20 protein-coding genes are annotated in these 22,938 nt (G+C 66.8%); 5 read left to right on the top strand and 15 right to left on the bottom strand.

All coding sequences use genetic code 11. The features are described from left to right. Positions 1-83 precede the first annotated feature (83 nt). The 3 genes from tsaB to ppc form a co-directional block, all read right to left on the bottom strand. A complete protein-coding gene (gene tsaB / locus C722_RS0108670; protein WP_017640129.1) occupies positions 84-767 on the bottom strand; it encodes a tRNA (adenosine(37)-N6)-threonylcarbamoyltransferase complex dimerization subunit type 1 TsaB in 684 nt (227 codons plus the stop codon). A gap of 138 nt (positions 768-905) precedes the next feature. After that, positions 906-1,553 (bottom strand): adenylate kinase, encoded by a 648-nt coding sequence (gene adk / locus C722_RS0108665; RefSeq protein WP_017640128.1) that lies wholly within the window; start codon positions 1,551-1,553, stop codon positions 906-908. Positions 1,554-1,743: 190 nt separating this feature from the next. Beyond that, a complete protein-coding gene (ppc, locus tag C722_RS0108660) occupies positions 1,744-4,380 on the bottom strand; it encodes a phosphoenolpyruvate carboxylase (RefSeq protein ID WP_017640127.1) in 2,637 nt (878 codons plus the stop codon). Between the two features lie 163 nt (positions 4,381-4,543). Here ppc and C722_RS0108655 point away from each other — a divergent pair, with 163 nt between their 5' ends. The 3 genes from C722_RS0108655 to C722_RS0108645 all read left to right on the top strand — a co-directional run bounded on the left by C722_RS0108655 (position 4,544) and on the right by C722_RS0108645 (position 6,397). Then, positions 4,544-4,879 (top strand): hypothetical protein, encoded by a 336-nt coding sequence (locus C722_RS0108655; protein ID WP_017640126.1) that lies wholly within the window; start codon positions 4,544-4,546, stop codon positions 4,877-4,879. A 267-nt stretch (positions 4,880-5,146) separates the two neighbouring features. Then, entirely contained in the window at positions 5,147-5,578 is a 432-nt protein-coding gene (locus tag C722_RS0108650; protein WP_017640125.1) for a DUF4398 domain-containing protein, read from the top strand. A 45-nt stretch (positions 5,579-5,623) separates the two neighbouring features. Continuing rightward, positions 5,624-6,397 carry an OmpA family protein gene (locus C722_RS0108645; protein ID WP_017640124.1) on the top strand — a complete coding sequence of 258 codons (774 nt, stop codon included), beginning with the start codon at positions 5,624-5,626 and terminating at the stop codon, positions 6,395-6,397. Between the two features lie 58 nt (positions 6,398-6,455). Here C722_RS0108645 and C722_RS0108640 read toward each other — a convergent pair whose 3' ends face one another. The 5 genes from C722_RS0108640 to msbA form a co-directional block, all read right to left on the bottom strand. Beyond that, on the bottom strand, positions 6,456-7,946 hold the full coding sequence (locus C722_RS0108640) for a helicase HerA-like domain-containing protein (RefSeq protein WP_017640123.1): 1,491 nt from the start codon (positions 7,944-7,946) through the stop codon (positions 6,456-6,458). A 49-nt stretch (positions 7,947-7,995) separates the two neighbouring features. Continuing rightward, complete coding sequence (gene hldE / locus C722_RS0108635; protein ID WP_017640122.1) at positions 7,996-9,423, bottom strand: bifunctional D-glycero-beta-D-manno-heptose-7-phosphate kinase/D-glycero-beta-D-manno-heptose 1-phosphate adenylyltransferase HldE; 1,428 nt, start codon at positions 9,421-9,423, stop codon at positions 7,996-7,998. 90 nt (positions 9,424-9,513) lie between these two features. Next, positions 9,514-10,929, bottom strand: a complete 1,416-nt coding sequence (locus C722_RS0108630) for a PIG-L deacetylase family protein (RefSeq protein WP_017640121.1) — start codon at positions 10,927-10,929, stop codon at positions 9,514-9,516. Position 10,930: 1 nt separating this feature from the next. Further along, positions 10,931-11,827 carry a GNAT family N-acetyltransferase gene (locus tag C722_RS0108625; RefSeq protein WP_017640120.1) on the bottom strand — a complete coding sequence of 299 codons (897 nt, stop codon included), beginning with the start codon at positions 11,825-11,827 and terminating at the stop codon, positions 10,931-10,933. Then, the gene (msbA, locus tag C722_RS0108620; protein WP_017640119.1) at positions 11,817-13,631 is read right to left on the bottom strand and encodes a lipid A export permease/ATP-binding protein MsbA; all 1,815 of its coding nucleotides are present in this window, start codon (positions 13,629-13,631) and stop codon (positions 11,817-11,819) included. The genes C722_RS0108625 and msbA overlap by 11 nt, the downstream gene beginning before the upstream one ends. A 104-nt stretch (positions 13,632-13,735) precedes the next feature. Between msbA and C722_RS0108615 the strand changes: the two genes are divergently transcribed. Then, positions 13,736-14,332, top strand: a complete 597-nt coding sequence (locus C722_RS0108615; protein WP_017640118.1) for a serine acetyltransferase — start codon at positions 13,736-13,738, stop codon at positions 14,330-14,332. Here the strand turns inward: C722_RS0108615 and C722_RS0108610 are convergent. Continuing rightward, positions 14,307-15,146 (bottom strand): hypothetical protein, encoded by an 840-nt coding sequence (locus tag C722_RS0108610; RefSeq protein ID WP_017640117.1) that lies wholly within the window; start codon positions 15,144-15,146, stop codon positions 14,307-14,309. The two genes, C722_RS0108615 and C722_RS0108610, sit on opposite strands and share 26 nt — an antisense overlap. A gap of 22 nt (positions 15,147-15,168) precedes the next feature. Next, positions 15,169-16,218 (bottom strand): hypothetical protein, encoded by a 1,050-nt coding sequence (locus C722_RS0108605; RefSeq protein ID WP_017640116.1) that lies wholly within the window; start codon positions 16,216-16,218, stop codon positions 15,169-15,171. Between the two features lie 117 nt (positions 16,219-16,335). Between C722_RS0108605 and C722_RS0108600 the strand changes: the two genes are divergently transcribed. Continuing rightward, positions 16,336-16,977, top strand: a complete 642-nt coding sequence (locus C722_RS0108600) for a lipopolysaccharide kinase InaA family protein (RefSeq protein ID WP_017640115.1) — start codon at positions 16,336-16,338, stop codon at positions 16,975-16,977. 1 nt (position 16,978) lies between these two features. Here the strand turns inward: C722_RS0108600 and C722_RS0108595 are convergent, their stop codons facing one another. From C722_RS0108595 to C722_RS0108575, 5 genes are read right to left on the bottom strand one after another with little or no spacing between them, the layout of a single operon-like run. Further along, positions 16,979-18,151, bottom strand: coding sequence for an O-antigen ligase (locus C722_RS0108595; protein ID WP_017640114.1), 1,173 nt, complete (start codon positions 18,149-18,151; stop codon positions 16,979-16,981). Between the two features lie 5 nt (positions 18,152-18,156). Beyond that, positions 18,157-18,918: a glycosyltransferase family 2 protein gene (locus C722_RS0108590; RefSeq protein ID WP_017640113.1), complete on the bottom strand. Its 762-nt coding sequence runs from the start codon at positions 18,916-18,918 to the stop codon at positions 18,157-18,159. A gap of 50 nt (positions 18,919-18,968) precedes the next feature. After that, positions 18,969-19,928 (bottom strand): glycosyltransferase, encoded by a 960-nt coding sequence (locus C722_RS0108585; protein ID WP_017640112.1) that lies wholly within the window; start codon positions 19,926-19,928, stop codon positions 18,969-18,971. Further along, positions 19,925-21,058 (bottom strand): glycosyltransferase, encoded by a 1,134-nt coding sequence (locus C722_RS0108580; protein WP_017640111.1) that lies wholly within the window; start codon positions 21,056-21,058, stop codon positions 19,925-19,927. Before C722_RS0108580 ends, C722_RS0108585 begins: the two co-directional genes overlap by 4 nt. Beyond that, positions 21,055-22,797, bottom strand: a complete 1,743-nt coding sequence (locus tag C722_RS0108575) for a carbamoyltransferase (RefSeq protein ID WP_017640110.1) — start codon at positions 22,795-22,797, stop codon at positions 21,055-21,057. Before C722_RS0108575 ends, C722_RS0108580 begins: the two co-directional genes overlap by 4 nt. Positions 22,798-22,938: the final 141 nt, after the last annotated feature.

The raw sequence follows: 22,938 nt of genomic DNA, 5'->3' as shown, positions 1-22,938 counted from the left end.
CAAGGGCCGGACGCCCGTCGCGACCGGCGGACGAGTGGCATATACAGGTTGGACGTCAGACTATTACGCCGGGTTTCCTGACGTCAGACCGACTGCTTGGGAGTGGCGACCCGATCACGCAGATAGACGGGTTGCGCCGCTTCGGATTCGGCCGACACGGCTTCGCCGCGCTGCCAGGCCGAGGCCGCCAGCACCGCCAGATCCTGCGCATGGGGCAACAGGCTGGCATCGCTCTCGACCAGCGGCACGGCCATGCGGCCGGCATAGCCCCAGCCGGTGCCGGCTCCGAACCAGTCACCGGTGGCAGCCTCCGGCAGGGCGATGGCCTCGGGTGCCAGCACGGCTTCCGCCCCCGCCAGCACCATGGCTGCGCCGTCCAGGCGATAGCAGCCCCAGTAGACCTCATCCATGCGCGCATCGATGGCGGCGGCCACCTGGGTCACACCCCGCTCGCGCCAGGCGCGCTGGGCGATGATGGCCAGATTCGATACCGGCAGCACCGGCCGGTCCAGCCCGAAGGCCAGGCCCTGCACCACGCCGATGGCGATGCGCACGCCGGTAAAGGCGCCAGGGCCACGACCGAAGGCGATGGCGTCCACCTGCGCCAGACTCAGATCGGTCTCGGCCAGCAGCTCCTGCACCATGGGCAGCACCCGCTGGGCATGCAGGCGCGGCGCGATCTCGTAGCGATGGATGATCTCGTCGCCCAGATGCAAGGCGACCGAGCAGGCTTCGGTGGCGGTGTCGAGGGCGAGCAGGATGGACATGGGGTAGATCCGCAACTAGGGAAAAGGGCTGCGCATTCTAGAGGAAGACGGGTCGCGAGGGGACCCGCCCATCGATCGTGACGCCAGGACGGCGCCGCGACCGGACCGCCTGCAGGCACAGGCGGTCGTTACCGGCTTTTAGCTCAGGGCCTGCAGCACCTTGGCGGTGATGGCGTCCACCGAACCCACGCCCTCGATGCGGCTGCACTTCGGCGTGCCCTGGGCGGCGCCCAGCTTCTGGTAGAAGTCCACCAGCGGCTTGGTCTGGGAATGATAGAGGTCCAGACGCTTGCGAATGGTGGCTTCGCGGTCGTCTTCGCGCTGTACCAGCGGCTCGCCGGTCAGGTCGTCGGTGTCGGCGACCTTCGGCGGATTGTGCTCGATGTGATAGACGCGCCCCGAACCCGGGTGCACGCGACGACCGGACAGGCGCTGGACGATTTCTTCGTCATCGACGGCGATTTCCAGCACGTGGTCGATCTTGACGCCGGCGGCTTCGAGGGCTTCGGCCTGGGGAATGGTGCGCGGGAAGCCGTCGAACAAGAAACCCTTGGCGCAGTCGGCGTCGAGGATACGCTCGCTGATCAGGGCGATGATGATCTCGTCGGAGACCAGGCCACCGTTGTCCATGATGTCCTTGACCTGCAGGCCCAGGGGCGTGCCAGCCTTGACCGCGGCCCGCAGCATGTCGCCGGTGGAAACCTGCGGAATGCCGAATTTCTCAGTGATGAACCGGGCCTGAGTACCTTTGCCGGCACCGGGCGCTCCCAGCAGGATTACGCGCATCTGTTGCTCCTTAGAATGGTCTCGGACTGGCAGCCCGCGCAGGGCGCTGTCGCGATGATTGTTGTCGACGACACGAGACGGCCAAAGGGACCAACCATACACAGCGCCCCCTGGCCGCACAAGTTACCAAGCGTCGCAGGTGCCGGGCCCGTCCAGACGACCCCGGGCCCCGGCAAAAGCGACAGTCTGCTCAACCGGTATTGCGCAGTCCCGCGGCGATACCGGCCACGCTCACCAGCAGGGCCTGATCGAGTGCGGCCGGCTGGCTTTCGCCCGCCGCCCGCGCCCGGGCCAGCAACTCGATCTGCAAGAGATGCAGCGGATCGAGATAGGTGTTGCGCACGGCAATGAACACCAGGGTTTCCGGATGGTGCTCGAGCAATTCGTCCTGCCCGGTCAGGCGCAGGACCGCCACGCCGGCCTGGCGCAGCCGCTCGCGCAGCTGGCTGCCCAGCACCTGCAGGTCGGCCTCCACCAGGCGCTGGTCATAGAGCCGCGCCAGTTCGGCTTCGGCCTTGGCCAGCACCATCTCCAGCATGTCGATGCGGGTCTGGAAGAACGGCCAGCCTTCGCGCATCTCGCGCAGCAACGGCGATTCGCCACGGCGTTCGGCCTCGTCCAGCGCCTTCTCCCAGCCGAGCCAGGCGGGCAGCATCAGCCGGGTCTGAGTCCAGGCGAAGATCCAGGGGATGGCCCTGAGGCTTTCCACGCCGCCTTCGCGGCGCTTGGCCGGGCGACTGCCCAAGGGCAGCCGGCCCAGCTCCTGCTCCGGAGTGGCCTGGCGGAAATAGCTGACGAAATGCGGATCCTCGCGCACCACGCCGCGATAGGCCTGCAGGCTGTCGCGGGCCAGGCGATCCATCTGCTCGCGCCAGGCCGGTTCCGGCGCCGGCGGCGGCAACAGGGTGGCCTCCAGCACGGCGCCCAGGTACAGCGCCAGATTCTGCTCGGCGATGGCCGGCTGGCCGAACTTGAAGCGGATCATCTCGCCCTGTTCGGTGGTACGGAAGCGCCCGGCCACCGAGCCCGGCGGTTGCGAGAGGATGGCCGCATGGGCCGGACCGCCGCCACGCCCCACGGTGCCACCGCGGCCATGGAACAGCAGCAACTCCACGCCACGGCTGGCGCAGATGTCCACCAGGGCTTCCTGGGCGCGGTACTGGGCCCAGGCCGCCGTCAGGGTGCCGGCATCCTTGGCCGAATCGGAATAGCCGATCATGACCTCCTGGGGACCGGCCAGACGCGCCCGGTAGTCGGGCAGATCGAGCAGACTGGCGATGGCGCTACCAGCCTGATCCAGGTCGTCGAGGGTCTCGAACAGCGGCACCACGCGCATCGGCTGGCGCACCCCGCATTCGCGCAGCAGCAGCTGCACGGCGAGGACGTCAGATGCGGCACCGGCCATGGAGATGACGTAGGAGCCCAGGGCATCGGGCGGCGAGGCGGCGATGACGCGGCAAGTGGCGAGCACCTCCTGGGTGTCGGCCTCCAGCTCGGCGTCCAGCGGCAGCAAGGGACGCCGGCTGCCGAGTTCGCCACGCAGGAATTCCAGACGCTGCGCCTCGCTCCAGGCGGCATAGTCGCCCAGGTCCAGGTAGCGGCAGATGTCGGCCAGGGCCGCGGCATGGCGCGCGGCGTCCTGGCGGATGTCCAGACGGACCAGATAGAGGCCGAAGGTACGGGCCCGGCGCAGGGTGTCGAGCAGGGAGCCGTCGGCGATGACGCCCAGGCCGCAGTGCTGCAGGGAGTCGTAGCACAGCTGCAGCGGGGCGATCAGCTCGGCGTTGTCGCTGAGAATATGCCGGGCGCCGGCGTGGGGATCGGTGATGGCATGGGCCGCCCAGCTGCGGGTGATCTGCAGCCGCTCGCGCAGCACCTTGAGCACCTTGCGATAGGGTTCGGGATGATCGCCGGCCTGCTCGCGCAGGGCCGGACTCGCCGCCTGCATGGACAGCTCGGCGGCCAGCCGATCGACATCGCGCAGGTAGAGATCGGCGGCCATCCAGCGGGCCAGCAGCAGCACCTCGCGGCTGATGGCGGCGGTGACATTGGGGTTGCCGTCGCGGTCGCCGCCCATCCAGGACGAGAAGCGTACCGGCGCTGCCGTCAACGGCAAGCGCTGGCCGGTACGCTCCTGCAGGCAGTCGTCCAGCTTGCGCAGCAGGCTGGGGATCGCCTGCCAGAGCGAATTCTCGATCACCGCGAAGCCCCACTTGGCTTCGTCCACCGGCGTCGGGCGCTGGCGGCGGATCTCCTCGGTATGCCAGGCCTCGGCGATCAGCCGGCGCAGCCGGGCCTCGATGGCAGCCACCTCGGCGGAAGTCAGGTCGCGATGATCGAGGGCCGCCAATTGAGCGCTGATCTCGTCGTATTTCTGGATCAGGGTGCGCCGCGAAACCTCGGTGGGATGGGCGGTCAGCACCAGATCGATGTCCAGCGCCGCGACCCGCTCGGCCAGCTCCTGGCCGGAGTGACCGGCCGCGGCCAGGCGCTCCAGCAACTCCGGCAGCACCTGCTGCTCGAAGGGTGGCAGCTCATCTTCGGTGCGCCGTCTGACCCGGTGATATTCCTCGGCGATATTGGCCAGGTTGAGAAAATGGCTGAAGGCCCGCGCCACCGGCAGCAGTTCGTCTTCGGCCAGGGTATCCAGGGTGTCGCCCAGCTGGCGGGCACCCTCCGCGGAGCCGCCACGGGCGGCCTTGGCGCCCTTGCGGATCCGCTCGATCTTGTCGAGAAAGGCCGCGCCATGCTGGTCGGCAATGGTCTGCCCCAGGAGCTCACCCAGCAACCGCACCTGCTCGCGCAGGCGAATATCGATTTCCACCATCTCGTGCTCCTCGAAAGTACCGGTTCGGACCTCACGGCAACCGCTGCGGTCTAGCGCAGAGGACAGCACCCTAGTGACGCGGTTGCAAGCTCCGGTCGTTGCAGGGTGCCCAGCCGCGTCCGACCTGAATATCCGACCTTTGCCTAAGCCACGGGAGATACCCATGAAGATTCGCGAACTCGCTCACCAATGGGAGCAGCAGGCCACCACCTCCGGCACCACCCGCAGCTACCGCCTCGACTTGGAAGTCGAGACCGCGGCCCGTCTTGAGGCCCTTTGCGAACTCTATCCCCAGCGTACGCCCGAAGCCTTGCTCAGCGAGTTGCTGGCGGCCGCCTTCGAAGAACTGGAAGCCAGCTTTCCCTATGTGCAGGGCGAGGAAGTAGTGGCCACCGATGAACTCGGCGACCCCCTCTATGCCGATGCCGGCACGACGCCGCGCTTCCTGGAACTGGCGCGCAAGCACCTGCATCGACTGCAGTCCGACACGGCGGATTAACCGCCGACCTGCAGCTTTACCTACGCCGCTACCGCTCTGCCAAGCACCTCCACGCCACGGCAAAATTCGATAGCCAGTGAACATTTTTGTCGGATGAGCGGTCACAGAGTCAGACCGCAGCGCTGGACGAGGGCTGGTTGTCAGCACCCGCCACGGACCTCTCGGGGTCGCGCCGGGCTTGTTTCCACATGCGGCTTTCCATGACCAGGCGCCCGCCCTGCCCGTGCCGGCGGCGCGCTTTTCGGATCAACAACGGAGCTTGAATCCATGAAGAGTGCCACTGCCCAAAAGTCCCTTTCCAAAGCCTGCACCCTGAAACTGGCAGCCCTTGCCCTGGGCAGCTCGCTGTTGCTGGCCGGTTGCGCCGGCAATCCGCCGACCGCGCAGATGGCCGTGACCCAGTCCGCCGTCAACGAGGCCGTGAGCTCCGGTGGCAACCAGTTCGCGCCCATCGAGACCAAGTCGGCCCAGGACAAGTGGACCCAGGCCCAGACCGCCCTCTCCAACGAGAAGTACGAAGAAGCCAAGCAACTGGCCGAGCAGGCCGAGTGGGATGCCCGTCTGGCCACCCGCAAGACCCAGGCCGCCAAGGCCGACGCCGCGCTCAAGGATGCCCAGAACAGCATCCAGCAGATCCGTGAGGAAGGTCAGATCAACCTGCAGCTCCAGCAGAACCTGCAGAAGAAGGTCCAGCAGTAAGCGACCGCCCCTTTCCTCCCTTCACGAACTCAAAGGACGACCATCATGCGTAAACACATTCTGATCCCTGCCGTGTCGCTGCTCAGCCTGGCCCTGGCCGCCTGCTCCACGCCGCCCAACCCCAACCTGGAACAGGCCAAATCCGACTATTCCGCACTGGAGTCCCAACCCCAGGCTGCCCAGCTGGCCGCCCTGGAGACCAAGGATGCCGGTGCCTGGCTGCAGAAGGCCGAAAAGGCCTACAAGGACGGTGAAAACGAGAAGACCGTCGACCAGCTGGCCTACCTGACCAACCAGCGCATCCAGACGGCCATGCAGACCATCAAGCTGCGCATGACCGAAGCCCAGATGCAGAACGTCGACGCCGAGCGCACCCAGGCCCGCCTGGACGCCCGTACCGCCCAGCTCAAGCAACTGCAGGACGCCCTGCAGGCCAAGCAGACCGAGCGTGGCACCGTGGTGACCTTTGGCAACGTGCTGTTCGACTTCAACAAGGCCGAGCTCAAGCCCCAGGGCTACGCCAATGCCCAGAAGCTGGCCGATTACCTGAAGCAGAATCCCGAGCGCAAGGTGATCGTCGAGGGTTACACCGACAGCGTCGGCAGCGACTCCTACAACCAGCAGCTGTCCGAGCGTCGCGCCCAGGCCATCCAGACCGCCCTGGTCAGTGCCGGTGTCGAGCCGAGCCGCATCCAGACCCGTGGCTATGGCAAGGCCTTCCCGGTGGCCAGCAACAGCAATGCCTCCGATCGCGCCCTGAACCGTCGCGTGGAAGTGACCATCTCCAACGACGCCAATCCCGTCGCCCCGCGCATGTAATGGCGGCGTGAAAGCAAAAGACCCCGCCAGGCGGGGTCTTTTTTTGCCTGCTAATCGGCTAGCGGCGCTTGCCGCCCAGCAAGGAGTCGAGCAGCCCACGCACCAGCTGCCGCCCCAGCTGATTGGCCGCCTGGCGCGCCGCGCTCCTGAGCGCGCTCCCCGCGAGCTCCCCCACCAGATCGCTGAGGGCACCGCCCTGCCCCGCCTTGGTCTTTTCCGCAGCCGGCGCCTCCGCCGGTCCCCGCTCGGCCCGACGCTCCCGCAGAATCTCGTAGGCCGACTCACGATCGACCGCCCGCTCATAGCGACCCGCCTGGGGCGACTGGCGGATCAGCGTCTGACGCTCGGCTTCGCTCAAGGGACCGACCCGGGATTGCGGCGGGGCGATGGCCACGCGCTGGACCATCGCCGGCGTCCCCTTGTCTTCCAGGCTGCCTACCAGGGCCTCGCCGATGCCCAGTTCGGTCAGCACCTCCAGGCTGTCGAACGCCGGATTGGGTCGGAAGCCGTCGGCCACCGCGCGCAAGGCCTTCTGCTCCCGCGCCGTGAAGGCGCGCAGGCCATGCTGGATGCGCAAGCCCAGCTGGGCGAGAACGGCATCCGGCAGGTCGCTGGGCGACTGGGTGACGAAATAGACGCCGACGCCCTTGGAACGGATCAGCCGTACCACCTGTTCCAGACGCTCGCGCAGGGCCTTGGGGGTATCGCCAAACAGCAGATGGGCCTCGTCGAAGAACAGCGCCAGCACCGGCTGGTCGGCATCGCCACGCTCGGGCAGTTGCTCGAACAATTCGGCCAACAGCCAGATCAGGAAGGTGGCATAGACCTTGGGCGCCTCATGCACCAGGCGGCTGGCGTCGAGCAGGTGGATGCGGCCACGGCCATCGGGCTCGGGGCGCAGCACCTCTTCCAGCTGCAACGCCGGCTCGCCGAAGAAGGCCTCGGCGCCCTGCTGCTCCAGGGTCGCCAGCCGACGCAGCAGCGCCTGGGCCGAGGCGCCGGTGAACAGGGCGCGGTCTTCGCCAAGGATCTCGGGCTGTTCGCGCAGGTGATTGAGAACCGCCTTGAGGTCCTTGAGGTCGAGCAGCAGCAGGCCTTCGCGATCGGCCACGGTGAAGGCAGCGTGCAAGGCGGCCTGCTGGCTGTCGGTCAGCTCCAGCAGATTGCCCAGCAGCAGCGGCCCCATCTCGCTCAGGGTGGTGCGCAGCGGATGACCGCGCTGGCCGTCGACGTCCCAGAGGGTGACCGGATAGGCGCGGGACAGATGCGGCAGGCCCTGGGTGGCGATACGCTCGGCCAGCTTGCCCCGGGGCGCGCCGGCCGCGCCGAGGCCGCAGAGATCGCCCTTGATGTCGGTGGCGAAGACGGCGACACCGGCATCGCTGAAGGCCTCGGCGAGACGCTGGAGGGTCACGGTCTTGCCAGTGCCCGTGGCGCCGGCGATCAGGCCGTGGCGGTTGGCCAGCTTGAGGGGGTGGCCAAGGGGGTGGCCAGCGTTCTGGTCAGCTGAAACGGCGGTACCCAGGATCAGCAGGGTCGTCGAGGACATGGCGCAGCTCCGTAGCGGTTCTGCGCCAGCTTAACCCGAGCGTCCGCGCTCAGGTACGGTTGCGGATGCGCTCGACGATGGCGGTGGTGGAGCTGTTTTCCACCAGGCCGAGGATGCGTACCTCGCCGCCATAGCCCTGCACGATCTGGGCGCCGACCACCTCTTCGACGCTCTTGTAGTCACCACCCTTGACCAGCACATCCGGACGCACCTGCTCCAGCAGGCGCTCCGGGGTGTTCTCGCTGAAGGGGATGACCCAGTCCACCGCGCCGAGGCCGGCCAGCACCGCCATGCGCCGGTCGACGCTGTTGATCGGTCGGCCCGGGCCCTTGAGGCGGGTCACGGAGGCGTCGTCATTGACCGCCACGATCAGGCGATCGCCCTGGGCCCGCGCCTGTTCCAGGTAGGTCACGTGACCGGCGTGGAGGATGTCGAAGCAGCCGTTGGTGAAGACGATCTTCTCGCCGTGGGCGCGGGCGTCCTCGATGGCCAGCTGCAACTGCTCCAGGGTCAGGACGCCGCGCTCGGAGCCTTCCGAACGCTGCACCGCGCGCCGCAGCTCGGGGGCGCTGATGGCGGCGGTACCCAGCTTGCCGACGACGATGCCGGCGGCCAGGTTGGCCAGCCCCACGGCCTGGGGCAGGTCTTCACCGGCGGCCAGGGCAGCGGCCAGGGTGGAGATCACGGTGTCGCCTGCGCCGGTGACATCGAACACCTCGCGTGCGCGCGCCGGCAGGTGCAGGGCCGGTTGAGCGGGACGCAGCAGGGTCATGCCATGCTCGCCGCGGGTCACCAGCAGGGCGCCCAGGTCCAGGCGCGACATCAGTTCGCTGCCCTTGGCCACCAGTTCGGCATCGTCGGCGCAGACGCCGACGATGGCTTCGAATTCGGACAGATTCGGCGTGATCAGACTGGCGCCGCGATAGATGGAGAAGTCCTTGCCCTTGGGATCGGCCAGCACCGGGATGTTGCGCGCCTTGGCCAACTGGATGAGGGCCTGGTGGTTCTTCAGCGCGCCCTTGCCGTAGTCGGACAGCACCAGCACCTTGACCCCGGCCAGCATGGCGGCGGTGTCCGAAGCCAGCGCCTGGGCATCGGTGTCGAAGGGCTCTTCGAAGTCGACGCGGATCAGCTGCTGATGGCGACTCATGATGCGCAGCTTGACGATGGTCGGCTGCTGGGCGATGCGCTGGAAGCGCACCTGCACATGGGCGGCTCTCAGGCTGTCGGTGAGGGCATCGGCGGCTTCGTCCTGGCCGGTGACGCCGACCAGATAGGCCGGTGCGCCCAGGGCGGCGATATTGAGGGCGACGTTGGCCGCGCCACCGGGACGATCCTCGTGCTGGTCGACCCGCACCACGGGCACCGGCGCCTCGGGGGATATCCGCGAGGTGGTGCCGTGCCAGTAGCGGTCGAGCATCACGTCGCCGACCACCAGGACCGGCGCGAGATCGAAGCGAGGCATGGTCAGCTTCATAGGGACAGGCTCCAAAGCGCGAAAATGGCGGCGATCATAGCATAGGGGCCAAGGCGCCCCGGAAGCGCCTGCCAGCGGGAGACGCTGGGGTCAGGGCTCGTCGCGGCGGCTTATCCAGAACAGCTCATGACGGCGCACGGCCTTGCGGAAGAACTCGTCTTCGCCGGTGCGCGGCCAGCGGCGTCCAGCCAGCAGCCACTGGATGGCCCGACGCAGGCGCTTCTTGGCCGGCAGCGGCACCAGCAGGTCGTGCTGCATACCCAGGGCCATGGCCTTGTCCAGCCGCCGCTCGGGCGTCAGCAACGGACTCCAGGGTACCAGGGGCGTGGGCGTTTCGATGGCCGGCGGCAGGGCGATGCCGCCCTCGGCCGGGCCCATGGGCCAGCGGTCGTTGTCGTGCAGGTGGTTGGCGTAGAGCAACTCGAGCTCGGGCTGCCACTGACTGAGGGTCAGGGCCTCGCGCAGGGCCTGGGTGCTGGCCACGTGATCGGCATGGGGATCGATCTGCGGATGCGGCAGCACCACCACCTCGGGGCGAAAGTGCTCCAGCAGCGCCACCAGGTCGGCGACCAGATTACGCCAGGTGGGGGCGCCGTCGACATCGCCGGGCAGCTGCAGGGGATTGTGACGGCGGGCACTGCGCACATCGCTGTCGCCGGACTCGCGTGAGCCGAAGGCCTCCGCCGGCGCCTGGCGCATGGCCAGCAGCTGCAGGCAGTAGTAGCCCAGCTGCACGCAACGCGCCGGCGGTACCCCGCCCCACAGCGGCGTGACCAGACTGTCCCAGGTACGCAGTCGGCCCTTGAGCCGGGCCGCGGCCTGGCGGTCGAGGCCCAGGCGCTGGTAGTGCTCGGCCTCGATCTCGCCCTGGGTCAGGGTGACGATGCTGGCTTCCCGTGCCTGGCTGTAGAGCCCGAAGGCGGCCAGCTCGGCATCGTCGGCATGGGGCGCGATGACCATGACCCTTTTTTCCCGGAAGTCCGGCTGGGCGAAGACGTGCAGGCGCAACTCGCCCTGCAGCCGACAGAAGCGCGTACAGAGGTGCAGCTCGCCACGGCGCAGGGCCTCGGCATAGCCGCTGAGATTGACATAGCGCCGCCCGGCGACGCCGCGCTCGAAGTCCTGGCGATCACTGTCGTCGCCCGCCCGCAGCCGCACCTGGGGATCCAACAGTCGGCCGAGCCAGCCGGCACGCAGGCGGCATTCCAGGAACAGCGTCAGCTCGCCCGGCGGTAATTCCACCGCGGCCAGGCGACCGTGCTGCAGATGCAGGCCCAGCACCAGGGTGTCGGTGGGGAACTGGTAGCTGTAGTTGTCACGCGGCGAATAGAAGAGATGGTCGGCGAACCAGGCCTCGTGGCCGAGCCAGACCAGCAGCGCCAGCAGCGGCGCGCTCCACCAGGGCCCCAGCGCCAGGCAGCCGAGCAGCACGACGGCGATGACCGCCAGGGCCAACCGCTTGTGCCGGCGGTGACGTTTGAGCAGGGCTTGTTTGCGGGCGGTCATCTCAGCTCTCGAAGACGGTGACGCGATGGCACCAGCGGTCCTTGTAGTCGCGATCGGCGCGGCCGAAGGAATAGCGCAAGGCCTTGCCCAGGGCGCGGGCATCCTGCCAGGCGGCCTGGGTATTCAAATAGGTGAGGACGCTGCCGGGACTCAGGTCGCTGGAAGCAGGGTCGACACCGCCGTTGACGTATTCGACGCTGATCCATTCGGGCGCTTCCACCCGATAGAGCACCTGGATGGCCACCGGGCGCTCGCCGAGCATGAGCAGCGACCCGGTCATGAACTCCCGCAGCAGGGCGAACACCTCGGCCAGGCGCTCCTTACCCGGGACCTCGAAGCCCCAGCGCGCCTCGAACAGCTCGGCATAGATCCGCGCCTGCTCGGTGCTGTCCAGCTCGGCCATGGGTACAGCACGACCGCCAGCATCTTCGAAGAGCCGCTGCTCGCGACGCTGGTTGTAGCGGAATTTCTTCGACCAGGCTTCCGGCTCGCGGAGCATAGCCAGTTCTTCGCTCTGCCGACGCAGACCAGCGAAACGCTCGTCGCACAGTGGCGACAGATAGCGGGCGCGCTGCCGCAGGGGCGCCGCGCTACCCGGCGCAGCGGGCAGGATGATCTCGGCATTGCCCAGGTCGAACAGGGCGCGCTGGCGGCGCTTCTTCAGCACGCTGCGCGAGAGCGCCAGTTCGCGCCCCCAGCAGGGCACCGCGGCCTGCAGGCCATCCACGCCGGGCCAGCCCAGGTAGCGCACCGGGATGCCGGCCAGTTCGGCCAGACGCGCGACGATCTCGGGGTGAGTCGCGACGCTGCCGCCATGGCGCTGCCAGGTGGCGGCGTAGTCGGCCGCGGAGATCGTCGTCCAGCCGCGTTCGCGCCAGAAACGGAAGCTATTCAGCATGGGACGTGGGCGTCGCGGGAGCGACTTCCTCGAATTGCTTGGCGTGCAGGCGCGCATAGTAGCCGTTCAGCGCCAGCAGCTCGCCATGGCTGCCACGCTCGACGATGCGGCCATGGTCCATCACCAGGATCAGGTCGGCCTTCTCGATGGTGGAGAGGCGATGGGCGATCACCAGGGTGGTGCGCCCCTGCATGACCCGGTCCAGTGCCGCCTGGATATGGCGCTCGGATTCGGTATCCAGCGCCGAGGTGGCCTCGTCGAGGATCAGCAGCGGTGCGTTCTTCAGCAGCGCCCGGGCGATGGCCAGGCGCTGGCGTTGACCGCCGGAGAGCAGCACGCCGTTCTCGCCGACCTGGGTGTCGTACTGCTGCGGTAGGCGCTGGATGAATTCGTCGGCATAGGCTGCCTCGGCCGCCGCCCTGACCTGTTCCATGGGCGCCCCGGCCAGATCGCCATAGGCGATGTTGTTGGTGACGCTGTCGTTGAACAGGGTGACGTGCTGGGTCACCAGGGCGATGTGCCGGCGCAGGTTGTTCAGGCGATAGTCCTGGATCTCCAGGCCGTCGAGGAGGATCTCGCCCTCTTCGTGCTGGTAGAAGCGCGGAATGAGATTGGCCAGGGTCGACTTGCCGCTGCCCGAGCGACCCACCAGGGCCACCATCTGGCCGGGCTCGGCGACGAAGTCGATGCCTTCCAGTACGGGCTTGTCGGTGCCCGGGTAACGGAAGGTCAGGTTGCGTACCTCCAGCCGACCCTGGACGCGCTCGCGTTCTTCACGGCCGTCGTCGCGCTCGGCGGGCTCGTCGAGTTGTTCGAAGATGCTTTCCGCACCGGCCACGCCGCGCTGGATGGTGGAGCTGACTTCGGAAAGCTGGCGGATCGGCTTGGGCAAGAGGCCGGCCATGGTGATGTAGGCCACCAGGTCGCCGGCGGAGGCTTCGCCGCGCAGCCAGAGCACCAGGAACATCAGCACCGCCATGGCCGAATAGATGACCAGCTGCAGCATGGGCGTATAGACCGCGCCGGTCTTGGTCATGGTCAGCTGCTTGTCGGTGTTGGCGGTGCTGGAATCGAGGAAGCGCTGCTGCTCGTAGGTTTCGCCGCCAAAGCTGCGCACCACCCGATAGCCCTGGATGGCCTCGGAGGTGATGTGGGTGACGTCGCCCATGGCCGACTGGATCTTGCTGCTCTGCTTGCGGAACTTGCGACTGGCGCTGGTCACCATCAGGGCGATCAGCGGCAGGATGGCCACCATCACCAGGGTCAGCTTCCAGTTCATCCACAGCAGCGAGGCGAACAGGAAGATCACGGTCATGCCCTCGCGGATCACCACCTTGATCGCCTCGGTGGCGGCGCCGGTCACCATGGTGACGTTGAAGGTGATACGCGAGATCAGGTGGCCCGAATTGTTGGCGTCGAAATAGCGATTGGGCAGGCGCAGCATGTGGTTGAACAGCGCCACGCGCAGGTCGTGCACCAGGCCGAGGGAGACCCGCGCCAGGAAGTAGTTGCCGAGAAAGGAACCGACGCCCTGCCAGGCGGCGATGAGGATGATCATCAGCGGCACCGCCTGCACCAGGTGCAGACCACCGACGATGGGCCAGCCCGGGAACATGGAGGCGTTGGGGTTGTTCAGGCCATCGACGAAGTACTTGAGGATGCCCGCCAGCATCGGCTGGGTGGAGGCGAAGATCAGAAAGCCGACGATACTCAGGGCGAACATGCCGATGTAGGGCCGCACGTAGCCGAGCAGGCGGAAATAGATCTTCAGACTGGAGGTCTGCGCAGGGGAGTCTTGGCTCATGGTCTCGTCGTGACGCAAAAGCGCCATGTTAACACGCACCCGCCGCTGACCCAGCCAGGGGATTTTCCGCTAGGCTGGCCCTCCCCCGCCACGGAACACCTAGCATGCCGCCGCTGATCGCCACCTTCGCCGAACTCAAGGATTACTGGCGCCTGGAGGTGCTGGACGCACCCGGCAAGCCCTTGCGACTCAAGCGTCTGCTCCGGCGCGTCACTGCGGGAGAGAGTCCGAGCTTTCTGTTCTGGTATCGCCTGGCGCAATTCCTCTACTGCCGCCCGCGTGGCCTGCTCAACTATCGCAAGCTGGCCGAGCGGATCAATCGCCGGCTGATCCGCCGGCACAACATCGAGATCCTGCTGGGCGCCCGTATCGGGCCCGGGCTGCGCCTGCCCCATCGCATGGGTATCTGCGTGTCCAATCTGGCGGTGATCGGGCGCAACGTGATGATCCGTCAGCACACCACCATCGGCATCAAGAGCGACGATCCGGCGCAACTCGTCGGCATCTTCATCGGCGACAACGTCAGCTTCGGCGCCCACGTCTGCATCGTCGGCGACCACCTGACCATCGGCGACAACGTGGTGATCGGGGCCGGCGCCCTGGTGATGCGCGACATCCCCGCCGACAGCCTCTACTACAGCCGCCACGAGGCGGTGATCCGGCCGCTGCCGGGCGCTACGCCCGGGGATGCCGCCCGCTGAGGATGGTCCGCAGCATCCGCGGCAGCACGCCATACAGATAGAGACGATTGCCTAGCAGCTGCCGCCCCAGGTAGCGCAGCACCTTGCCGCGGGAAGCGCCCTTGTAGTGCAGACGCAGCAGCAGGGCGACATAGAATTTCTCGATGTCGCGAAAGCGCCGCTGGGCCGGGGTCTCGGCTTCCAGTTCGGACAGCGAATGGTCGAGGATGCCCGCGCAGAGCAGCTCGACTGACTCTTCCCGGGCCAGCGCCTGGACGCGCAGGAAAAAGGAGACATCGACGCCATAGAGGGCGAAGCGCTCGTCGAAGACATCGCCGTGGCGGGCCGCGATACGCGCGGCCAGGCCCTGCGTCAGGCACAGGCCCGAACTGATGGTCACGGTGGCCTGGGGATCCAGAGGTCCTTCGGTGGTCACCACCGCCTTGTACTGGTGGGGATAGCGGATGGCGCCGGCCCCCAGCACCAGGGGGACCAGCAACTCGGCCTCCTGGCCGAGCGCCTGCAGATAGCGCCCGTCCACCACGGTGTCCTGGTCGAAGATCACCAGGCGCTCCGCGCCCAGTCGCAAGGCCTGGTTGTAGACCCGGCTCAGCGGCGGATTGCCGAGGTCCTCGCTGATGAGCACCTCCGTCCAGCCCGGCGCGGCGAGCAGCGCCTGGCGATCCGCCTGATCCAGGGGCTGAGGCCCGTTGTTCCAGACCAGCAGGACGCTGTCGGCCGGCAGGCTGCCCGCGGGCTGGGCCAGCAGGCTGGCGAGGGTGGCCGACTCCCCGGGACGCAAGCCATAGAGGACGACGAGAAAGAGCGTTCGCATGGGCTTTCCTGAGGATGGCGGCCTAGCCGCGCACCCGCTTGCGCAGGTAGTCGAGGGCCGCGCTGGCTTCGTCGGCCAGGTGCGGACGCGGCAGGTCGTTGGGCCAGATGCCTTCGGCGAAGGCCTGGCGGTCGCCGCCGCCCAGACGTTCGCTCAGGGCCCGCTCCCACCAGACGTGGCGACAGGCGCGGGCGTAGCTGTCCTGGGTCGCCAGGCAGCCATAGAGCAGCTTGCGTCCCAGGCTCGCGCGCTGTTTGTCCAGTCCGGCCAATTGCCACTTCACCCGCAGCCGCGTCCAGACATCGGGCAGCGGCTTGGTCAAGGGCACCTCTTGCCAGCTGCTCTGCAGCGTTGGGGAATAGTCTTCGCCATAGCGTTCGAAGAAGTGCGCCAGCATGAAGTGCAGAAAGCGCTTTTCCGCATAGTAGTGGCGAATGGATCCCCGGGCCTCGCTGATGGCCAAATCCGCCAGGCTGAATGACAGGGCGATCTGCTCCAGGGTGTGGACCTCCTCGTCGTGGCCATGCCAGTCATCGATCAGGGCAATGGCCCGCTCGATCCGCGGCAGATGCGTCCGGGCCAAACCGCAGACCCCGCTGTTGTAGAGTCGGGTGTCCTCCACTGGCTCTTGTCCGCGCGCGGCCAGGGCAGCAGCGAAACGGGCGAACTCTGGGCGGCTGCGAGCCTTGCGCCACGGCCACTCCTCGACATCCATGACTCCGCGCTGGTCATTGATTCCGTCGAACAGGGGAGCCAGGGGCGCCTGGACCACGGTGTCGCTGTCCAAAAACAGGGTCTTGCCGGCCCGCGGCAGCGCCCAGGCGATGGCGCAGGCCTTGCTGCGGTGCAGATAGCCGTGCTGCCCCTGCCAGGCCTTGAGTGTCGCCCCCTCGATGGCCAGCACTTCCACCGGCCAGCCGCGATAGTCCTGTGGCCGGTCGGTCAGGATACGGATGGCGATGTCCTGCTGCTGCCGCCAATGCAGCACGCTCAGCAGGCTGAACTTCAGCTCCTGCCGATAGGCCTGAGCACCGCCATAGACGAAGTACAGGAGTTGACGTGTTGGGCGCATGTAAGAGTGCCGGCAAAAAGTCGATTCTAACAACAAGCGGCAGGATAGGGCGTAAGGGTCACTTCACAGCCTGCCACCTTCGGGTAACATGCTCGCCCTGACGTTGACGGGTCCTGCATGAAGCCTCTCGAACATTCGCGCTATCTCGAACTGCGCGACGCCGCCCAGGTAGTGGAAGCCGACCACCACGGCGACAAGGTCCTGCGCCTCACCGATGGCAGCTACCTCAAGCTGTTCCGCCGCAAACGGCTGCTGACCTCGGCCGCTCTGTTTCCCTATGCCCAGCGCTTCGCCGACAACGCCCGCCAGCTGGCCGAACGCGGCATTCCCTGTCCGCGGGTGCTGGAGGTCTATCGCGCCGCCTCGCTGCAGCGCGATCTGGTGCACTACAGCCCGCTGCCGGGCGACACCCTGCGGCAACTGCGCAACTCGCCCCAGGCCGCGGCGCTGCGACCTGCCCTGGGTCGCTTCATCGCTGGACTGCATGACAGCGGCGTCTACTTCCGGTCGCTGCATCTGGGCAACGTAGTGCTGACGCCCGACGGCGAGCTGGGTCTGATCGACATCGCCGATCTGCGCTGCCATGCGCGGCGCCTGCCGCTGCGCCTGCGGGTGCGCAACTTCCATCACCTGCTGCGCTACAGCGAGGACCGCGACTGGCTGTTCGAGCCCGGTCGCGAACCCTTCCTCAGGGCCTATGCCGAAGCCTGCCGCCAGCCCCTGGACTGGCGCGAACTCGACCGGCAGCTGCAGGACTAGATCAGGACTGGACCGGCACCGCCTGTCCTAGTGCCAGCTTACGCCGGCGCTGCACCTCGGCCCCGGCGATCATCGCCGCGGGCAACAGCACCAGCGGCCACAACTCGTCCGGATTGCCGATCAGCTTGGCGCCGTCGAAATTGAGCATCAGCAGCGCCACGGCCAGATAGAGACCCCAGGGATCGCGCTGGCGCAGAGCCGCGCCCAGGCTGGCCAGCATCAGCACGCCGAAGATCAGCAGCGACACCAGGCCGGTGTAGATGCCGAAGGACACGAAGATGTTGTGCGGGTGCTGGATGGCCTCGGTGCCATGCAGCAGGTCGTGACTCTGGTAACCCAGGCCGCAGCCCAGCCACCAGCCGCAGGACTCCCAGTCCTTGATCATGAAGTGGAACAGCTCGATGCGTCCGGAATCCGCCCGGCCCCAGAAGGCAACAAACCAGGCTTCGGTATGCACCACCTGGACCACTCCGGCGATCAGGGCACTGACCAGGACGACCAGCGCCAGGGTGCGCAGCGGAAAGCGCGGAAAGGCGAAGAGCACGCCGAGGGCGGCGAGAAAGCCGATGCCCACCAGGCCGGTACGGGTCTGCAGGGCGAAGGAGATGCCGACGATGCTGACCACCACCGCCGCCAGCAACTCGATCCAGCGCCGCTCGCGGATCCAGGTGGGCGCGGCCAGGCCGCCCAGGCAGACCATCCAGATGCTCACATAGATGGGATTGGAGATGCGTCCCGGCAGGTGGATGACCCGCTGGCCGACGGCATAGTGGCCGGTGAGCCAGAACACCAGGCTGGAGCCGACGGCATAGGCGCAGACCACCCAGAAGGCCAGGCGTACGAGGCCGGGGCGACGAAAGAAGTCGCCATCCACCAGGCAGGCCACGGTCAGCACGAACAGCAGCACATAGAGGATGTGCTTGAAGAACTGCCCCTCTTCGGCCCGTGCCCCCGGCACGATGAACCAGGCGAGAAACACCAGCCAGAGCAGCAGCAGCGGCGAGCGCCAGTCGATCAGCCGCGGCCGCAGCACGAAGAGGATCAGCGCCGGCAGGGCGATCGCCGCATAGAAGTAGCTGTTGATCCACTTGGCCGTGGGGATGCACAGGTAGGCGGCCATGAACACCAGCACCGCCAGGGTGAAATAACGACTCTGCTGCACGCGATCGAGCAAGGGTGTCACCACAACAGGGCTCCCAGGAGTGCGCCGACCAGGAAGGCCAGTGCCAGTTTGATGCGTTCCATCCGCCGGCGCTTCTGCTTGTCGTTGCGGTCCTTGTCGCTGACCACGTGCTGGCCGAAGCCGGTATGCAGCACGGCATCGTTTTCCAGGATCAGCGCGTGGCGCTGGGCGTCGGCATAGCGCCGGGACAGCTCCTTCTCGCCGCTCAGGTCGCCATAGGGGGCGTGTAACAGATAGTCGGCACGCCGGCGCAGACCGGGATTGAAGGAAAAACCCTGCCATTCGGGCTTGTGCGAGCCGACTTCGTAAAAGGCGATACCGGCATGCACCTGCCGCGACTTGAGATAGACGTAGGGGCTGTGGATCGCCAGGTCATGGGCATGGCTGCGCAGCCAGACCTGCAGCGCCTGGGGATCGGCCTCCAGCAGCGCCTGGGAATCCTCGATGAAGCCGGGGCGATAGAAGGCCCAGTCATCCTCGCAGTGGAAGATCCAGCTGGTCTCGACCCGGGCATAGGCGGCGTCGACACTGCGCATCTGGCCAAGCTTGGGATTGTTGACGATGAACTCGGTGTGTTCGCGCCAATGGGCGGGGATGCAGTCCCGTACCGCCTCGTCACCGGAATCTTCGGTGATGAAGACGCGGCGGATGGGCGCGGTGTTGAATTCGTCGAAGGTCGCCAGCGTCTGCCGCAGCAGGTCGAAGCGCCCGCAACTGGTGACGACCACGGAGATGTCGCTGTCGGCGGAAAACTGCACGTTCTACCCTTTCTGCCAGTTGAGTCGAAAGCCGGACCTCGGGCAGCGCATCAGCGTCCCAGCCTGCCGAGCAGGCGGTGCAGGAACCCCGGAGCGACTGCCGGTCGCAGCGCTGGGGTTATAGCCGAAACGATGCGCTCACCCAAGTGGCCGAAAGCGAAAGAGTGACGCGCCAGGGCCTCTCCAGCCCTGGCGATGGCCGCGGCGTGCGCCGGATCGCCGCGCAGCCGGGCGAGTTTCTCGCGCAACTCGTCCAGCGAGCGATAGAGCACCACGTTGACGCCATCCTCGAACCCCAGCGCGCGATTCTCCTCTTCGCCCTGATCAAAGGTGAAGAGCACGCAGCCGCAGGCCATGGCCTCGAAGTTCTTGATCATGTATTCGCCCATGCCGACATCGGCGCCGACGAAGAAGCGGATGCGGTTGAGGGTATGCAGGTATTCGTCGCCCGAGCGGGTCTTGGTGATCAGCAGCGGCTCGACCTTGGCCAGGTCTTCCAGCAATTGCTTGCGCCCGCTGTAGGCCACGCTGCCGAGGCTGCCGACGAAGCCCAGTTCGATGTCGCGCTCGACACCCAGGTCGCGCAGGTGGCTGTCGTCATAGCCCTTGGGCACGAAGTGGGCGTCTACCCCCTCCTCCTGCAGCCGCCGCGCCACGCCGGCACCGGAGACCAGCACCCGGACGTGGGGCATGGCCTGGTAGTAGCGACTGAACTTGCCGGTGTACTTGCAGGGGATGAAATTCTGGTAGGCGTCGTGTTCCAGTTCCACCAGATTGGGCAGGCTGCGGATGAACGAGACCTGTTTGAGCTGCTTCTTGAATCTCAGGAACAGCAGGATGCGGTCGTATTGCTCGGGCTGGGGCACGGCGCGGCGGAAATAGCCGCGCAGGTCGGCCTGTTCCTCGTCACTCAGCCAGCGCAGGTCGCAATCGCAGTGGGCGGCGATGCTGGCATAGAAATGGTCCAGCAGGATGCGTTGCTCCTTCTGGACCAGGAACAGGACTTTCACGGCGCCGGGGCCTTGAAGGCGGCGACCATGGGCAAACGCCAGAAGTCGCGGCGCACGGCCGCGTCGGAGAAGCGTTCGGCCAGGCGCTCGCGCATGTGCTGCACGCAGGCGCGTCGCTGGCTCGGTGCCAGCCGACCCAGGTGCTGCAGCCCCTGGCCGAGGGCTTCGGCATCGCCCAGGGGAAAGAGGAAGCCGACGCCTTCGACGATCTCCCGGGCGCCGCCGCAGGAGGTGGCGATCAGCGGCACGCCGGCGGCCATGGCTTCCAGCAGGACCATGCCGAAGGGCTCGTGATCGGAACTCAGGGCAAAGACGTCGAAGGCCTTGAAGTAGCGCCGGGCGCCTTCCACCTGGCCGAGGAACAGTACCCGGTCGGCGATGGCCAGTTCGCGGGCCAGGTCCTTAAGGTCGTCTTCCAGGCGGCCCTTGCCGAGAATCGCCAGCAGGGCATTGGCCGGTAGATTCGGCAAGGCGGCGGCGAAGCCGCGCAACAGAGTGGCCTGGTCCTTGTCCGGATGCAGGCGGCCGACGTTGCCGACGATCCAGGCCTCCTGGGGCAGCTTGAGCTCGGCGCGGGCCTGATCGGCCGGCAGCAGCTCACGTTCCACCGCCTCGACATCCAGGCGGTTGTAGAGGGTCTCGATACGCTCAGCCGGCCAGTCCTTGAGGCGCTGGCGGATCTCGTCGCGTACCGCGTCGGAGACTGCCAGGAGCGTCAGGCGCTTGCTCATCAGCTTGGCGAACAGCCGCCGACCGAGCCGGTCGTAGTCGCCAAAGGCGTGGTGTACGCCGATCACCGGCAAATTGGTGGCCAGGCAGGCGATCCAGATCGGCTTGAATCTATGGGCGATGACGAAGCGGATGCCCCGCGAGCGGACGATCTCGCGCAGCGCCTGGATGGCGCCGAGCTTGAGGCCGCGCACGTCGCGCGAGGAATACTCCAGGAACAGCACCTCGTCGCTGCCGCAGCCGGCCGCTACCTCGGCATCGGCGGTGCCGGTGAGAAAGACCGTGGTGACGCGATAGCCGCTGCCCGCGAAGAGGCTGGCGGTCTGGCGGGCGCAGTCGAGGAAGGGACCGTCGTAGCCGTGACAGAACTGCAGCACCCGCGGTTCGGCGGAACGCGTCATAGGCCTGCCCCCTCCTTGACCACCAGGATGTCTTCCATGATCAGGTACTGCAGATCCGAGCCGAAGAACATGTTCAGGGCATCGGTGGGCGAGCAGACCATGGGTTCACCGCGGCGGTTGAGCGAGGTGTTGAGGGAGACGCCGTTGCCGGTGAGCTTTTCCAGCTCGACCATGAGGTCGTACCAGCGCGGATTGTGCCGGCGCTCCAGCACCTGGGCGCGGGAGGTACCGTCCTCGTGGACCACCTCGGGCACCCGGTTCTTCCACTCCTCGTTGACCTCGAAGGTAAAGGTCATGAAGGGCGAAGGATGATCGACCTTGAGCATCTGCGGCGCCACGGTATCGAGCATGGACGGGCAGAACGGCCGCCAGCGCTCGCGGAACTTGATCTGGGCGTTGATGCGGTCGGCCACGCCCGGCACGCTGGGGCAGCCGATAATGGAGCGACCGCCCAGGGCGCGCGGACCGAATTCCAGGCGACCCTGGAACCAGGCCACCGGATTGCCGGCCACCATGATCTCGGCGATGCGCTGGGGCATGTTGTCGATCCGCTCCCACTTGGGTGCGTTGGGATGGCGGGCGCAGGCGGCGATGACGTCTTCGTTGCTGTAGCCGGGGCCGAGATAGACGTGCTCCATCTTCTCCACCGGCACGCCACGGGCGTGGGAGACATAGGCGGCAGCACCGACGGCGGTGCCGGCATCGCCCGAGGCGGGCTGGACGAACAGTTCCTTGACCTCGGGTCGAGCGATGATCTTCTGGTTGAGCTTGACGTTGAGCGCGCAGCCGCCGGCAAAGGCGAGCTTGCCGGTCTGGCGGATGATGTCGCCCAGGTAGTAGTCCATCATCTCCAGCGCCAGGCGTTCGAACAGTGCCTGCATGCTGGCGGCGTAGTGGATGTAGGGATCGTCGGCGATGTCGCCTTCCCGCTTGGGTCCCAGCCACTCGATGAGCTTGGGCGAGAAGTAGTAGCCCTTGCCCTTTTCCTTGTAGCGGCGGAAGCCGATGACGTTGGCGTAGTCGGTGTTGATGATCAGCTCGCCGTTCTCGAATTTCGCCAGGCGCGAGAAATCGTACTTGCTGGCATCGCCATAGGGCGCCATGCCCATGACCTTGAATTCGCCATCGAGCATCTCGAAACCGAGGAATTCGGTGAGGGCGCCATAGAGGCCACCCAGGGAATCCGGGTCGTAGAACTCCTTGATCTTGTGGATCTTGCCGTTCTCGCCGTAGCCGAAGAAGGTAGTGGCGTACTCGCCCTTGCCATCGATGCCGAGGATCGCGGTCTTCTCGCTGAAACCCGAGCAGTGATAGGCACTGGAGGCGTGGGCCAGGTGGTGCTCGACGGCTTCGAGCTTGACCTTCTTCAGGTCGAAGCCGAGCTGTACCAGGCACCACTCGATGCGCTTCTGGTAGCGGTGGTAGCGGCGATTGCCGAACAGGATGGCGTCCAGGGCGCGATCCGGGGCGTAGGCGTAGCGCTTGGCGTAGTGCCAGCGGGCTTCGCCGAAGAGACTGATGGGCGCATAGGGGATGGCCACCACGTCGACATCGGCGGGGGTGATCCCGGCCTGCTCCAGGCAGAACTTGGCCGACTCGTAGGGCATGCGATTCTTGGCATGCTTGTCGCGTACGAAGCGTTCTTCTTCCACCGCGGCGATCAGCTTGCCGTCGATATAGAGCGCGGCGGAGGGATCGTGGCTGAGGGCGCCGGACAGGCCAAGGACGGTCAGGGACACAGGTAAAGCCTCTGTACAGGGCGAAGCCAAGAGGAGTTCGCCGGGGTTTCGCGAGGCCGCTGCAGGCCCGCCTCGCCTCAAAAACGGCGAATTATAGCCGTTCAGGCAGGCCACGGGTAATGGCCGCACGCCGGAGCGGGG

The sequence above is a fragment of the Pseudomonas sp. 313 genome (genome assembly GCF_000316965.1).
GTDB lineage: Bacteria > Pseudomonadota > Gammaproteobacteria > Pseudomonadales > Pseudomonadaceae > Chryseomonas > Chryseomonas benzopyrenica.
This window is presented reverse-complemented; position numbering and strand designations above follow the sequence as displayed.

Coding starts and splice junctions, on each gene's coding strand:
- tsaB (WP_017640129.1), bottom strand. CDS start 767: ATGTCCATCCTGCTCGCCCTCGACACCGCCACCGAAGCCTGCTCGGTC.
- adk (WP_017640128.1), bottom strand. CDS start 1,553: ATGCGCGTAATCCTGCTGGGAGCGCCCGGTGCCGGCAAAGGTACTCAG.
- ppc (WP_017640127.1), bottom strand. CDS start 4,380: ATGGTGGAAATCGATATTCGCCTGCGCGAGCAGGTGCGGTTGCTGGGT.
- C722_RS0108655 (WP_017640126.1), top strand. CDS start 4,544: ATGAAGATTCGCGAACTCGCTCACCAATGGGAGCAGCAGGCCACCACC.
- C722_RS0108650 (WP_017640125.1), top strand. CDS start 5,147: ATGAAGAGTGCCACTGCCCAAAAGTCCCTTTCCAAAGCCTGCACCCTG.
- C722_RS0108645 (WP_017640124.1), top strand. CDS start 5,624: ATGCGTAAACACATTCTGATCCCTGCCGTGTCGCTGCTCAGCCTGGCC.
- C722_RS0108640 (WP_017640123.1), bottom strand. CDS start 7,946: ATGTCCTCGACGACCCTGCTGATCCTGGGTACCGCCGTTTCAGCTGAC.
- hldE (WP_017640122.1), bottom strand. CDS start 9,423: ATGAAGCTGACCATGCCTCGCTTCGATCTCGCGCCGGTCCTGGTGGTC.
- C722_RS0108630 (WP_017640121.1), bottom strand. CDS start 10,929: ATGACCGCCCGCAAACAAGCCCTGCTCAAACGTCACCGCCGGCACAAG.
- C722_RS0108625 (WP_017640120.1), bottom strand. CDS start 11,827: ATGCTGAATAGCTTCCGTTTCTGGCGCGAACGCGGCTGGACGACGATC.
- msbA (WP_017640119.1), bottom strand. CDS start 13,631: ATGAGCCAAGACTCCCCTGCGCAGACCTCCAGTCTGAAGATCTATTTC.
- C722_RS0108615 (WP_017640118.1), top strand. CDS start 13,736: ATGCCGCCGCTGATCGCCACCTTCGCCGAACTCAAGGATTACTGGCGC.
- C722_RS0108610 (WP_017640117.1), bottom strand. CDS start 15,146: ATGCGAACGCTCTTTCTCGTCGTCCTCTATGGCTTGCGTCCCGGGGAG.
- C722_RS0108605 (WP_017640116.1), bottom strand. CDS start 16,218: ATGCGCCCAACACGTCAACTCCTGTACTTCGTCTATGGCGGTGCTCAG.
- C722_RS0108600 (WP_017640115.1), top strand. CDS start 16,336: ATGAAGCCTCTCGAACATTCGCGCTATCTCGAACTGCGCGACGCCGCC.
- C722_RS0108580 (WP_017640111.1), bottom strand. CDS start 21,058: ATGACGCGTTCCGCCGAACCGCGGGTGCTGCAGTTCTGTCACGGCTAC.